Origin of the sequence: Pseudomonas sp. QC2 (genome assembly GCF_002859085.1) — a bacterium.
GTDB classification, from domain to species: Bacteria; Pseudomonadota; Gammaproteobacteria; order Pseudomonadales; family Pseudomonadaceae; genus Aquipseudomonas; species Aquipseudomonas petroselini.
On the sequence record NZ_PKKS01000005.1, the window covers coordinates 63,991 to 77,811 of the forward strand.

Annotated in this window: 12 protein-coding genes; 5 read left to right on the forward strand and 7 right to left on the reverse strand. The window is 60.9% G+C overall.

The genetic code is table 11. The features are described 5' to 3' along the window. Positions 1-15: 15 nt before the first annotated feature. Complete coding sequence (locus QCBJ_RS05790) at positions 16-498, reverse strand: GAF domain-containing protein (protein ID WP_102060289.1); 483 nt, start codon at positions 496-498, stop codon at positions 16-18. Then, a complete protein-coding gene (locus QCBJ_RS05795) occupies positions 495-1,385 on the reverse strand; it encodes an ATP-binding protein (RefSeq protein ID WP_012723012.1) in 891 nt (296 codons plus the stop codon). Before QCBJ_RS05795 ends, QCBJ_RS05790 begins: the two co-directional genes overlap by 4 nt. Before the next feature lie 164 nt (positions 1,386-1,549). Here QCBJ_RS05795 and QCBJ_RS05800 point away from each other — a divergent pair, with 164 nt between their 5' ends. After that, positions 1,550-3,859 (forward strand): ATP-binding protein, encoded by a 2,310-nt coding sequence (locus QCBJ_RS05800; protein ID WP_102060292.1) that lies wholly within the window; start codon positions 1,550-1,552, stop codon positions 3,857-3,859. On the opposite strand, the gene QCBJ_RS05805 is transcribed toward QCBJ_RS05800, so the two are convergent. From QCBJ_RS05805 to msrB, 3 genes are all read right to left on the reverse strand, one after another. Next, positions 3,813-4,292, reverse strand: coding sequence for a MarR family winged helix-turn-helix transcriptional regulator (locus tag QCBJ_RS05805; protein WP_012723010.1), 480 nt, complete (start codon positions 4,290-4,292; stop codon positions 3,813-3,815). The genes QCBJ_RS05800 and QCBJ_RS05805 overlap by 47 nt on opposite strands. After that, a complete protein-coding gene (locus QCBJ_RS05810; protein WP_012723009.1) occupies positions 4,289-4,774 on the reverse strand; it encodes a glutathione peroxidase in 486 nt (161 codons plus the stop codon). The genes QCBJ_RS05805 and QCBJ_RS05810 overlap by 4 nt, the downstream gene beginning before the upstream one ends. Positions 4,775-4,918: 144 nt before the next feature. After that, the gene (gene msrB, locus QCBJ_RS05815; RefSeq protein ID WP_046036488.1) at positions 4,919-5,311 is read right to left on the reverse strand and encodes a peptide-methionine (R)-S-oxide reductase MsrB; all 393 of its coding nucleotides are present in this window, start codon (positions 5,309-5,311) and stop codon (positions 4,919-4,921) included. Positions 5,312-5,513: 202 nt separating this feature from the next. On the opposite strand from msrB, the gene QCBJ_RS05820 reads away from it, so the two are divergent. Both QCBJ_RS05820 and htpX read left to right on the forward strand, forming a co-directional pair. Beyond that, positions 5,514-6,725, forward strand: coding sequence for a pyridoxal phosphate-dependent aminotransferase (locus QCBJ_RS05820; RefSeq protein ID WP_012723006.1), 1,212 nt, complete (start codon positions 5,514-5,516; stop codon positions 6,723-6,725). Positions 6,726-7,029: 304 nt separating this feature from the next. Then, positions 7,030-7,917, forward strand: a complete 888-nt coding sequence (gene htpX, locus QCBJ_RS05825) for a protease HtpX (protein WP_012723005.1) — start codon at positions 7,030-7,032, stop codon at positions 7,915-7,917. A gap of 1,166 nt (positions 7,918-9,083) precedes the next feature. On the opposite strand, the gene QCBJ_RS05835 is transcribed toward htpX, so the two are convergent. Next, a complete protein-coding gene (locus QCBJ_RS05835) occupies positions 9,084-9,740 on the reverse strand; it encodes a thiopurine S-methyltransferase (protein WP_102060290.1) in 657 nt (218 codons plus the stop codon). 103 nt (positions 9,741-9,843) lie between these two features. Between QCBJ_RS05835 and QCBJ_RS05840 the strand changes: the two genes are divergently transcribed. Continuing rightward, entirely contained in the window at positions 9,844-10,611 is a 768-nt protein-coding gene (locus tag QCBJ_RS05840) for a class III extradiol ring-cleavage dioxygenase (RefSeq protein ID WP_102060291.1), read from the forward strand. Between the two features lie 124 nt (positions 10,612-10,735). Here the strand turns inward: QCBJ_RS05840 and QCBJ_RS05845 are convergent, their stop codons facing one another. Continuing rightward, positions 10,736-12,409, reverse strand: coding sequence for a DEAD/DEAH box helicase (locus QCBJ_RS05845; protein WP_003233351.1), 1,674 nt, complete (start codon positions 12,407-12,409; stop codon positions 10,736-10,738). Positions 12,410-12,832: 423 nt separating this feature from the next. On the opposite strand from QCBJ_RS05845, the gene QCBJ_RS05850 reads away from it, so the two are divergent. Continuing rightward, complete coding sequence (locus QCBJ_RS05850) at positions 12,833-13,624, forward strand: crotonase/enoyl-CoA hydratase family protein (protein WP_012723002.1); 792 nt, start codon at positions 12,833-12,835, stop codon at positions 13,622-13,624. Positions 13,625-13,821 lie beyond the last annotated feature (197 nt).

Here is a 13,821-nt window from a genome sequence, read left to right on the forward strand (position 1 = left end):
CCGCCCCTTGCGTGATCAGCAGTCGGTCAAGCGCAGGAAAATCGCCGCCAGCTGTTCAATGCCCGCTTGATCCTGGAGGGTAAAACGCGCCAGCGACGGGCTGTCGAGGTCGAGGACGCCAACCAGTTTGCCGTCCTTGACCAAGGGCACCACCAGTTCGCTGTTGGAGGCGCTGTCACAGGCAATGTGCCCGGGAAACGCATGCACATCCTCGACCCGCTGGGTTTGCCGCGACGCCGCCGCCGCACCGCACACCCCGCGGCCAAACGGGATGCGCACACAGGCGATCTGGCCCTGGAACGGCCCAAGCACCAACTCTTTGTTGCGGTTGAGGTAGAAGCCGGCCCAGTTCAGGTCGTCCAGCTGGTTGAACAGGAATGCAGAAAACTGCGCACTGTTGGCGATAAAGTCGCGCTCATCGGCCAGCAGCGACTCCAGTTGCGCGCAGAGCATGGCGTAGCCATCCAGGCCAGTGCCGGCGCTGTGTAGATCGATCATGGTTGAAGCTCCAGCAATTTGAGACCCACCCAGTAACGGGCGAATTGGTAGGCGCAACGGCCGTTGCGGTTGCCGCGACCGGTGGCCCAGCGCACGGCGAGGATGTCGAGGGCTTCATCGCGCTGCCACTGCAAACCGGCCTTGCTCGCCAGCTCGCCGATCCAATGCTCCACCACCTCCAGGAAGTGCTCCTGGGTGAAGGGGTAGAACGACAGCCACAAGCCAAAACGGTCGGACAGGGCAATCTTGTCTTCCACCGCCTCGCTGGGGTGCAGTTCGCCATCCACGCGTTTCCAGTTGTCGTTGTCACTCTGGTTTTCCGGCACCAAGTGGCGGCGGTTGGAGGTGGCGTACAACAGCACGTTTTCCGGCGCTTGCTCCAGGGAGCCATCCAGCACGCTTTTAAGCACGCGGTAATCGCCTTCACCGGCCTCGAACGACAGGTCATCGCAGAACAGGATAAAGCGCTGCGGTAGCTTGAGCAGTTGCTCGACCACACGCGGCAGGTCGGCCAAATGATCGCGCTCGATCTCGATCAGACGCAAGCCAGCCTCGGCGTGGTGGGCCAGCAGGGCGCGGACCATGGATGATTTGCCGGTGCCACGCGAGCCCCACAGCAGCGCGTGGTTGGCGGGCAGGCCGTCGATGAATTGTTGGGTGTTGCGCGCCAGTGTTTCACGTTGCTTGTCCACGCCGATCAGGTCGGACAGGCGCATGTCGAGGCTCACGTCCAGTGGCAGCAGGAAACCACTACGGCCTTCACGCTGCCAGCGGGCAGCCAGGCACTGGTTCCAATCGATGGTTTGGCGGGGCGCGGGCAACAGCGGTTCCAGGCGGGCAAGTACTGCATCGGCCCGCTCAAGAAAGGCATTCAATCGAGAGTCCACGATTATTCCTCTGGCAAGTTCTTGCAAAAGATGGCGTATTGGCAGCCCTGCGGCAGACCGCACGAGGCTGCGTAAAAAAACGATTCATGCCGGGCAGGCCAGAGCGTATGGATGTTCAGCTATGCTTGCCGGGCGAAGGGAAACGTGAAGTGGTTCAACACTCGATGGATATCAAGTTCGCCCACCGCTTGTCTTATAAACAAGCCAGATTGACTGTGCTGGTCGGTTTCGTCTTGGGAACCTTGCTCAGCCTGATCCAAATCGGCATTGATTATGCCAGCGAAGACGCATCCATCAACCGTGAAATTCGCTCACTGATCGAAATCAGCCACAACCCCGCGTCACGCATCGCCTACAACATTGACGCCGAACTGGCCCAGGAACTGACCCTGGGCCTGCTGCACTCCCCTGCCATCATTCACGCCCAGTTGATCGACAACAATGGCGTGGTACTCGCCGATGTCGACCGGCCGCACAAGGAAAGCACCTACCGGCCCATCAGCGATTTCCTGTTTGGCGCCAACCGCCGGTTCGAAGACCGGCTGTTCCTCAGTCATATGCCCAACGAATCCCTCGGTGTACTGCGCCTGGACGTGGACACCTATGCGTTTGGCAGCCGCTTCCTGCACCGTGCCGAGATCACCCTGCTCAACGGCTTCGCCCGCAGCCTGTTGCTGACCGGCATCCTGCTGGGCTTGTTCTACGTGATGTTGACCCAACCGCTGGTGCGCATTATCCGCGAGCTGAGTCACCGCAGACAGGCACGCCTGGATTGTCCGCCCGGCCACGAACACGACGAAATCGGCGTATTGGTGAACGTTGCCAACCAGCAGTTCGAAAACATGGAGACGGAGATCCAGCAGCGCCGTCACGCCGAGGATCGCCTGACCGAATACCTGGGGCAACTGGAGGACATCGTCTCCGCCCGGACCCTGGAGCTCAAGGCCAGCAACCAGCAGTTGAGCCAGTCCAACGCCGAACTGGAAGCGGCGAAGATGCATGCACTGGGCATGGCGCAGGCGCGGGCGGCGTTCCTGGCCAACATGAGCCACGAGATCCGCACCCCGCTCAACGGCCTGTTGGGGATGATCGCACTGTCACTGGACAGCCCGCTCAATGCTGAACAACGTCAGCAACTGTCCATCGCCCATGACTCGGGCAAGGTGCTGGTGGAATTGCTCAACGATATCCTCGACCTGTCCAAGTTCGACGCCGGCCAGCTGGAGCTGGAGCGCATCCCGTTTGACCTGGGCTCACTGGTGGAAGACACCGCCAACCTGTTGTCGCAGAACGCGGCGCCAAGCGTCGAACTGACCTGCCTGATCGACCCGCAGTTTCCCGCCCAGGTCTTGGGTGACCCGACCCGTGTGCGCCAGATCGTCAGTAACCTGCTGTCCAATGCCTTGAAGTTCACCCGCTTCGGCCGAGTCGATGTACGCCTAAGCGCGCTGGAAGGCCGGGTGCGCATTGAAGTGTGTGATACCGGCATCGGCATTGCCCAGGAAGCCCAGGTGAAGATATTCCAACCGTTTACCCAGGCGGGCGCCGGCATCACCCGCCAGTTTGGCGGCACGGGCCTGGGCCTGGCGCTGACGCACAACCTGTGTGAAGCCATGAAGGGCCGCTTGAGCATCAGCTCGGAGGTGGGCTTCGGCAGCCAGTTCTGCGCCGACCTGCCGTTGCCGATCCATTTGCCCGCCGTGCAACCGACACCGCTCAAAGGTGAAGTGATCGCCATCACCAGCGCCGGCAGCGGCCTGACCGAACTGCTCACCACCCTGCTGCCCCACTGGGGGCTGACACCGCGCTGCTACCCGCGTGATGAAGACGTGAGCGGGCAAACCCCGGACCTGCTGATCACCGATTGCCCCGAATGCCTGTTCCGTCTGCGCCCTTCCATCAGCGCGCCGATCTTGCTGGTAACCGCCTATGGCAATTTCATGCCGGGCGAAGAAGTCGCGGCACTGGCCCCCTTGCAGCAACAGGCGCGCCCGTTGAGCCGCAACGCGCTGTATCAGATTTTGCAACGTAACCTGCGCAGCGATAACCCGCTGATCATCGACCCCATCCAGATGGAAGCCGCGCCCCTGGCGCACCGGGCGCGCATCCTGCTGGTGGAGGACAACGCGGTCAACCAACTGGTGGCCAAAGGCATGCTGAGCAAACTGGGGTGTGAGGTGATCGTGGCCGCCCATGGCGGCGAGGCCCTCAAGTTTCTTGAGGACCAGCGCTTCGACATGGTGTTGATGGACTGCAATATGCCGGTGATGGACGGTTACGAGGCCAGTCGGCAGATCCGTCGCAGCGGGCGCTGGCCAGACCTGCCCATCGTCGCGTTGACCGCCAACGCCTTGTCCGAAGAGCGCGAGCGGTGCCGCGCCGCGGGCATGAATGACTACCTGGCCAAGCCGTTTCGCCGCGAGGAACTCAGCGGTTTGCTGGAGCTGTGGGTGCCGAAGACGACAAGTCTCTGATCTGGCGAAGCAACTGGTCCAGGCCATCGCGCAACGCGTCGGCCTGGTTCAGGTCGATGCCGCTGTCGCACAGCAGACGGGTCTTGAGGCCAAAGGCCTGGTCGCGCAATTGCACACCGGTTTCACTCAAGCTCAGGTGCACTTCCCGCTCATCCTTGGCGCTGCGCTGGCGCCGCACCCACTGGAGTTGCTCAAGACGCTTGAGCAGCGGCGTCAGCGTGCCCGAGTCAAGCATCAGGCGCTCACCCAGGGCCTTGACCGTGGGGTGTGCCGGCGCTGCGGCATGCCACTCCCACAACACCAGCATCACCAGGTATTGCGGGTAGGTCAGGCCAAGCTGATCAAGCATCGGCTTATAGGCGCGGGTCACGGCCCTGGAGGCGGCGTAGAGTTTGAAACACAGTTGGTGGTCGAGCGCCAGGGACACGGTCATTTGAGCAGGGCTTCGATCTCTTGGGTCAGGTCCTGCGGCTTGGTGGTCGGGGCAAACCGCTTGACGACCTGGCCGTCACGGCCAATCAGGAACTTGGTGAAATTCCACTTGATGCCCTTGGAACCCAGCAGGCCCGGTGCCTGTTTCTTCAACTGCACGAACAACGGGTGAGCATCGCTGCCATTCACGTCGATTTTTTTGAACAGCGGGAAGCTGACGCCGAAGTTCAGCTCGCAGAATTCGGAAATCGCGCCTTCGTTACCCGGTTCCTGCTTGCCGAACTGGTTGCAAGGGAAGCCCAACACCACCAGGCCCTGGTCCTTGTACTGCTGCCAGAGTTGCTCCAGGCCTTTGTACTGCGGGGTGAAACCGCACTTGCTGGCGGTGTTGACCACCAGGATGGCCTTGCCGGCGAAATCGGCCAAGGTCTTTTGCTCACCCTTGATGGTGGTGCAAGGGATACTCAGCAGGTTGTCGCTCATGGCAGTGCCTCGATAAGGGGGGAAAGAGGGATAAACATAGTAGGCAATTCAATTGTGTGCAATTTAATTGACTGAGCGAATGGCACGGTATCAGGTGGGAGCGGGCCCGCTCCCCCATTTTTCGATCGGGTTACAACCCGATCGCTAGCGCGGGACGAGGTCCAGGCACACCGAGTTGATGCAATAACGCAGGCCGGTCGGCGGCGGGCCGTCCGGGAACACGTGGCCCAGGTGCGCATCGCACTTGGCGCAGGTGACTTCGGTGCGGATCATGCCGTGGCTGACGTCGCGGATCTCGACCATCGCGCTGTCGGCGATCGGCGCGTAGAAGCTCGGCCAGCCGCAGCCGGAATCAAACTTGGTGGTCGAATCGAACAGCGCCGCGTTGCAGCAGATGCAGTGATACACGCCGTCGGTCTTGGTTGCGTTGTACTTGCCGCTGAAAGGCCGCTCGGTGCCCTTGAGACGGCACACGTTGTACTGCTCTGGGTCGAGCATTGCCTTCCATTCATCAACGGTTTTCTGCAGCTTTTCCATCGGTACACCTCGGCAATTGAAAAACCCTGATCTGTATCTTTTCCATAGATCAGGCGGCACGTATGATTGCGCCTCTTCAAAACGCCAGTCTGGCACCCGCGCTACCGGCATTCAAACGTATTTATGGGTGCGGCCTGCGCAGGATTCAACGTACGGTAGTGCCCACACCGTCTGGATCGTTCATTTTCAGGATCACATCGCCATGCAGGTCAGCAAATCGAACAAGCTCGCCAACGTCTGCTACGACATTCGCGGCCCAGTGCTCAAGCACGCCAAGCGCCTGGAAGAGGAAGGCCATCGCATCCTCAAGCTGAACATCGGCAACCCGGCGCCCTTTGGTTTCGAAGCGCCGGACGAAATCCTCCAGGACGTGATCCGCAACCTGCCCACCGCCCAGGGCTACAGTGACTCCAAGGGCCTGTTCAGCGCGCGCAAGGCGGTGATGCAGTACTACCAGCAGAAGCAGGTCGAAGGTGTCGGCATCGAAGACATCTACCTGGGCAATGGTGTGTCCGAGCTGATCGTGATGTCCATGCAGGCGCTGCTCAACAATGGCGACGAAGTCCTGGTACCCGCGCCGGACTACCCGCTGTGGACCGCCGCCGTGACCCTGGCCGGTGGCCACCCGGTGCACTACCTGTGTGACGAAGGCGCCGACTGGTTCCCGGACCTGGCCGACATCAAGGCCAAGATCACCCCGAATACCAAAGCCCTGGTGATCATCAACCCGAACAACCCCACAGGCGCGGTGTACTCCAAGGAAGTGTTGCTGGGCATGCTCGAGCTGGCACGCCAGCACAACCTGGTGGTGTTCTCCGACGAGATCTACGACAAGATCCTCTACGACGATGCGGTGCATATCTGCACCGGTTCCCTGGCGCCGGACCTGCTGTGCCTGACCTTCAACGGCCTGTCGAAGTCCTACCGCGTGGCGGGCTTCCGCTCCGGCTGGATCGCCATTTCCGGGCCCAAGCACAACGCCCAAAGCTACATCGAAGGCATCGACATGCTGGCCAACATGCGCCTGTGCGCCAACGTGCCGAGCCAACATGCGATCCAGACCGCCCTCGGCGGCTACCAGAGCATCAATGACCTGATCCTGCCCCAGGGCCGCCTGCTGGAACAGCGCAACCGTACGTGGGAGCTGCTCAATGCGATCCCGGGCGTGAGCTGCGTGAAGCCCATGGGGGCGCTGTATGCCTTCCCGCGGATCGACCCGAAGGTCTGCCCGATCCTCAACGACGAGAAGTTCGTGCTCGACCTGCTGCTGTCGGAAAAACTGCTGGTGGTGCAAGGCACCGCGTTCAACTGGCCGTGGCCGGACCATTTCCGCGTGGTGACCTTGCCGCGTGTGGATGACCTGGACATGGCCATTGGTCGCATCGGCAACTTCCTCAAGTCCTATCGCCAGTAATGGAAACGGCGCTGTGCGACCGACAGTCGGTCGTACAGCGAGTATCTGGCAACACTTCTCTGCCCTTTCCTCGCTTCAACACTTCGCGGGACTCGCAAAAGCCATCCGCCCCCTATAATTACAGGGCTGCAAGGCACCGAAGAACCGATCAAGGGGCCTTTTCCCTCTAGGAAAATCCCTTCAAGGCTCTACGTTCTGGCTGTAGGACACAGTTTGAAATAGTCGCTCGGTTGAATCACCCCATGCCGCACCTTATATACCCCGCAGTACGCGACATATTAAGCATGAGGAGAACTCTACAACCATGATGCGCATCCTGCTGTTCTTGGCCACTAACCTTGCGGTCGTGCTGATTGCCAGCATCACCTTGAGCCTTTTCGGCTTCAACGGGTTCATGGCGGCCAACGGGGTTGACCTGAACCTCAATCAGCTGCTGGTTTTCTGTGCGGTCTTTGGTTTCGCCGGCTCGTTGTTCTCGCTGTTCATCTCCAAGTGGATGGCGAAGATGAGCACCAGCACCCAGGTCATCACCCAGCCACGTACCCGGCATGAACAATGGTTGCTGCAAACCGTCGAGCAGTTGTCCCGCGAGGCGGGGATCAAGATGCCCGAGGTCGGGATTTTCCCGGCTTATGAAGCCAACGCCTTTGCCACCGGCTGGAACAAGAACGACGCACTCGTTGCGGTCAGCCAGGGCATGCTGGAACGCTTCTCGTACGATGAAGTGAAAGCCGTGCTGGCCCACGAAATCGGCCACGTCGCCAACGGTGACATGGTCACCTTGGCACTGGTCCAGGGCGTGGTGAACACCTTCGTGATGTTTTTCGCGCGGATCATCGGCAACTTCGTCGACAAGGTGATCTTCAAGAACGAAGGCGGCCGGGGCATTGCCTACTTCGTGGCGACCATCTTCGCCGAAGTGGTGCTGGGCTTCCTGGCCAGCGCGATCACCATGTGGTTCTCGCGCAAACGGGAATTCCGCGCAGACGAAGCCGGGGCCCGCCTGGCGGGTACCGGGGCGATGATCGCAGCACTGCAACACCTGCGCTCCGAACAGGGCCTGCCGGTGCATATGCCGGACAGCCTGACCGCCTTCGGCATCAACGGCGGCATCAAACAGGGCATGGCTCGCCTGTTCATGAGCCACCCACCGCTGGAAGAGCGTATCGACGCACTGCGCCGTCGGGGCTGATGGCAAGGTGACACAAGGAGGGGCGATCTGATCGCCCCTTTTTTGTGGGCGCTCGCAATGGCCATAGGTATCCACACAATTTTGCAGCAACCAACACTAACCACGATGCGAAGCGAGCCGCTCTTGATCCTGATCTTGATCTTGATCTCGCTTTTGATCTCAGGCGCCCCCCCCCAAATACCTGTCGGATTACGGGCACACCGAGCGTGAGCGAGGTGCCGAGTGTTGGGGCAAGAGCGTTTTTGGTTACTTTTGGCGCTCTTCCAAAAGTGAGCCGCTGTAAAAGCGGAACCCATAGTGGCCGTTACCCAAATAACGGATATGTACCTGGTCTGATCCAACATCCTGGTCGTCTGCCAGCCCGCCACGGGAGCAAGCTCCCTCGCCACAGGTCCAGCGCCATACCCAGAGTGGTGTAGATACCGAGGCCCCGATGGCGCTGAATCAGTCACCTGATGAATCGACTGACACACCGCTATCGGGGGCAAGCCCCCTCCCACATTTGGATCGCGGCCTAACCGTTAGATGGTGGTCGGCTGTCAGGCAGCCGGCGGGAGCAAGCTCCCTCGCCACAGGTTCAGCGCCATACCCAGAGTGCTGTAGATACCGAGGCCCCAATGGCGCTGAATCAGTCACCTGATGAATCGACTGACACACCGCTATCGGGGGCAAGCCCCCTCCCACATTTGGATCGCGGCCTAACCGTTAGATGGTGGTCGGCTGTCAGGCAGCCGGCGGGAGCAAGCTCCCTCGCCACAGGTTCAGCGCCATACCCAGAGTGCTGTAGATACCGAGGCCCCAATGGCGCTGAATCAGTCACCTGATGAATCGACTGACACACCGCTATCGGGGGCAAGCCCCCTCCCACATTTGGATCGCGGCCTAACCGTTAGATGGTGGTCGGCTGTCAGGCAGCCGGCGGGAGCAAGCTCCCTCGCCACAGGTTCAGCGCCATACCCAGAGTGGTGTAGATACCGAGGCCCCGATGGCGCTGAATCAGTCACCTGATGAATCGACTGACACACCGCTATCGGGGGCAAGCCCCCTCCCACATTTGGATCGCGGTCTGACCGTTAGATGGCGCTCGTCTGCCAGGCCGTCAGCGGGAGCAAGCGCCCTCGCCACAGGTTCAGCGCCGTCCCAGCGCCGCGCACGAACTGCCCCGGTCAACGCATAACCAGCCGATAGACACGCTCATCAAGCCGCGTAACCCCATCCTGCACAAACTTCCAACTCTCGCCCAGGATGTCTCGCGCCTCCAACACCTCCAAGGTCCATTTCAAACCAAACAGCACCGCTACTTCGTCATCCGTCACCGCAAACGGCGGCCCGGCCTTTTGGGTCTGGTCATAATCAAGGGTGACCAACAGCCCCTGACACCCTGGGCGCAGCAAAGTGTTCAGATGTTCGGCGTATTGCGCACGCATCAGCGGCGGCAAGGCGATCAATGCAGCGCGATCATATAGCGCGGTGCAGTCGGCCAGATCCTCGGCGCCCAGGGCGAAGAAATCGCCGCACCACACCTCAAGCAAATCTGCCTGGTAGACCGTGAAGGCACCGCGCCGGGTGATGTGTGGCGTCAGGCTCTGCTCGCTGAAAAACGTTTCGACGGCCTGCTCCGACAGTTCCACGCCCATGACGCGCAACCCATGACTGGCCATCCACATCAGGTCCAGGCTTTTGCCACACAGCGGCACAAGCACTTTGGCGTCATCGGCCAGGGACAGATGCGACCAATGCCGCAGCAGGTACGGATTGACCTCGGGCAAGTGAAAGCCGATCTGATTGCGCGCCCAGCGCTCTTGCCAAAATTTAGGCTCCATGGATCCCCCCGGAAATTCGATCAAAAGGCACTAAAACTTATATTAGATTTAGATCAATGATCTGATTGAAGATGGGCCCATGTTAACGCTCAGGACCCCACTTATGCTCCCCAGCCTGTTTATCTCGCACGGTTCGCCCATGCTTGCCCTGCAACCCGGCGCCAGCGGCCCGGCATTGCAGCGTCTGGCTGCCGAGCTGCCACGGCCCAAGGCGATCGTGGTGGTGTCGGCACACTGGGAGAGCCATGAACTGCTGGTCAGCGGCAGCCCCGCGCCCGAAACCTGGCATGACTTCGGCGGCTTCCCTCGCGAACTGTTTGCGGTGCAGTACCCGGCGCCGGGCGATCCGCAACTGGCCAGCGAGGTTGTCCAACGGCTGCACACCGATGGCCTGAATGCACGCATAGACGAGCGCCGCCCGTTTGACCACGGCACCTGGGTGCCACTGTCGCTGATGTACCCGGCGGCTGACATTCCGGTGGTGCAGGTGTCCCTGCCCAGCCGTATGGGCCCTGCCCTGCAGACACGCGTCGGGCATGCCTTGAGCAGTCTGCGTGAGCAAGGCGTGTTGTTGATCGGCTCGGGCAGCATCACCCATAACCTGGGCGAACTGGACTGGCACGCGGGGGCCGAAAGCATTGAGCCGTGGGCACGGGACTTCCGTGACTGGGTGGTGGATAAGCTGGCCGCCAATGATGAGGCTGCATTGCATGACTATCGCCGACAGGCGCCCCATGCGGTGCGCAGTCATCCCAGCGATGAGCACCTGCTGCCGCTGTATTTTGCGCGGGGCGCCGGTGGCGATTTCAGCGTGGCGCACCAGGGCTTCACGCTGGGCGCGCTGGGGATGGACATCTACCGTTTCGGCTGATGGACATCGAACTGTGGGGCTTGCTCCCACCGTTGACCGAGTGCTGATCCAGAAATGCCAGGCAAAAAAAATCCCCGAACCAGTCGGGGATTTTTTATGTTCGATCAATCAGCCCAAGGGCGGATCAATCTTCGCGGTAGCGACGCAGCTTCAGCTGCTTACCGGCAACGCGGGTGTCTTTCAGCTTGGTCAGCAGTTTTTCCAGACCGTCTTCCGGCAGCTCCACCAGGGAGAAGCTGTCACGCACCTGGATGCGACCGATGGCTTCACGTGCCAGGCCACCCTCGTTGAGGATAGCGCCGAGCAGGTTCTTGGCAGCGATGCCATCACGCGCGCCCAGCGCGGTACGGCAGCGAGCACGGCCTTCAGCCAGTGGCACCGGAGCGCGACGCTCACGGTCACCACGGTCCGGACGGTCGCCGGTACGCTCTGGACGATCACCGCGTGGCGCGTTGTTCGGAACCAGTGGACGTTCTTTCTCGATGGCTGCCAGGGTCAGGGCCTGACCGTTGGTGGCTTTGCGCAGCAGAGCTGCAGCCAGGGCACGCGGGGTGCAACCGATATCGGCGGTCAGGCGGTCCAGCAGGTCGCCGTGGGTCGATTCAGCGTCAGCCACCAGTGGCGCCAGGCTGTTGGTCAGTTTCTTGATGCGAGCATCCAGGACTGCCTGGGCATCCGGCAGGCGGACTTCGGCAACTTTCTGGCCGGTTACACGCTCGATCACTTGCAGCATGCGGCGCTCACGTGGAGTCACCAGCAGCAGTGCACGGCCTTCGCGACCGGCACGGCCGGTACGGCCGATACGGTGAACGTAGGACTCTGGGTCGTACGGCATGTCAACGTTGAACACGTGGGTGATACGTGGAACGTCGAGACCACGGGCGGCAACGTCGGTCGCCACAACGATGTCCAGACGGCCATCCTTGAGGGAGTCGATCACGCGCTCACGTTGGTTCTGGGCGATGTCACCGTTCAGCGCAGCGGCTTTATAGCCTTTGGCTTCCAGGGCACTGGCCAGGTCCAGGGTCGCTTGCTTGGTACGTACGAACATGATCAGGGCGTCGAAGTCTTCGACTTCCAGCAGGCTCAATACAGCCGAGGTCTTCTGGTCAGCGTGAACCAACAGGTGAGCCTGTTCGATCGCGGTAACGGTCTGAGTCTTGGTCTGGATCTTCACGTGTTGCGGATCGCGCAGGTGGCGTTCGGCAATGGCACGGATCGACTGTGGCAGGGTGGCCGAAAACAGTACGGTCTGACGGGTCGGTGGCAGTGCCTTGAAGATGACTTCCAGGTCATCCATGAAGCCCAGCTTCAACATTTCGTCAGCTTCGTCGAGAACCAGGTGGTTCACGGTCGACAAGACTTTCTCGTCACGACGCAGGTGGTCGCACAGACGGCCCGGGGTGGCGACAACGATCTGTGCGCCGTTACGGATAGCTTTGAGTTGTGGGCCCATAGGCGCGCCGCCGTAAACGGCCACAACGGTTACGCCTGGCATTTGCTTGGCGTAGGTTTCAAAAGCGGTTGCTACTTGCAGCGCCAACTCACGGGTTGGCGCCAGGATCAGGGCTTGCGGTTCGCGCTTGGCAGGATCGATGCAATGCAGGATAGGCAGGGCGAACGCGGCGGTTTTACCGGTACCGGTTTGCGCCTGGCCAATCATGTCCTGGCCGGCCATGATGATCGGGATCGATTGCTGCTGAATCGCCGAAGGTTCTTCGTAGCCGGTCGCGATGACGGCAGCGAGAATGTTCGGGTTAAGATTAAAAGCGGCGAAGCCGCCGGTTTCCTGGGTCATGGGTCTGCCTCTAAGTGCATCCGCAAAGACCCATGCTCCAAAGCTGCGCATGCCGTGTTGAGACTCAAGAGTCGCCCTGGCTGCTTTGTCGGCGGGGATTTGCGAAAACGAATGAATGAAAAAGATTCGTCAAGGGAGAGTCCGCTGTGCGGACGTGCAGCCGAAGCTGACTTCGGGGAATTGCGCTACCTAAACGCGGCCCGGTTAAAGGCCGGCGCGCACTATACCGGAAATAGCTGAAAAAGGGAGCTTTTTTTATCGCAAAGCACTGATAAACCGAGCTGCGTCACAGCCTTTGCAGAGAACACCGGCAGGGTCTATTTTTCAAAGGCCCGGCCCTGCTGGTCATAACGCTTAAACGGTTCACCCGACCTTTCAGTCCCTTTGGTCTGAAACCCTTCCCCGCGCCCGAGGGCACCCCCGATGAATCCAGCCAGCAGCAGCCGCGTCAGCCGAGAACTCCAGGGCCATGTCCTGTTGCTGGGCCTGGACCGGGTGGCCAAACGCAACGCTTTCGACTTGGACCTGCTCAATGAGCTGAGCCTGGCGTATGGCGAATTTGATCGAAATGACGACGCGCGGGTGGCGGTGGTGTTTGCCCATGGTGATCACTTCACGGCCGGGCTGGACCTGGCCAATGTCAGCGGCGTGATGGCCGGTGGCTGGCAACCGCCGCTGGGTGGGTGTGATCCCTGGGGCGTGTTTGCCGGGCCGCGCGTGAGCAAACCGGTAATCGTCGCGGCCCAAGGCTACTGCCTGACGATCGGTATCGAGTTGATGCTGGCGGCGGATATCAATCTTTGCGCGAGCAACACGCGCTTTGCGCAGATGGAAGTTCAGCGTGGCATCTTTCCGTTCGGCGGCGCGACGTTGCGCTTTCATCAGGTCGCCGGCTGGGGCAACGCGATGCGCTGGCTGCTCACCGGCGATGAGTTCGACGCCCATGACGCGCTGCGCCTGGGTTTGGTGCAGGAAGTGATGGCCAGCGAAGACCTGCTGCCGCGCGCCGTCGAATTGGCCCACCGCATCGCCCGTCAGGCGCCACTGGGTGTGCAGGCCACGTTGATGTCGGCCCGGTTGGCGCGCATGGAAGGTGAAACCGTGGCGGCAGCCGCGTTGCCGCCGATGGTGGATAAACTGCTCAACAGCGAGGATGCCAAGGAAGGCGTGCGGGCGATGGTCGAGAAGCGGCCGGGGGTGTTCAAGGGCATTTGAGTTCAGGCAGTGATGGCCTCATCGGGGGCAAGCCCCCTCCCACAGTTTGGAATGCGGTCGAATGTGGGAGGGGGCTTGAACTGGTCAAGTAATCTTGGACACCGATTACGGTTCACGCCGCCAACCTTTCCTTCACGACCGGCGACCTGTAGTCGTTATAGCTGTGAGGCCTGCTGATGTTGTAGCGCGAGACATAG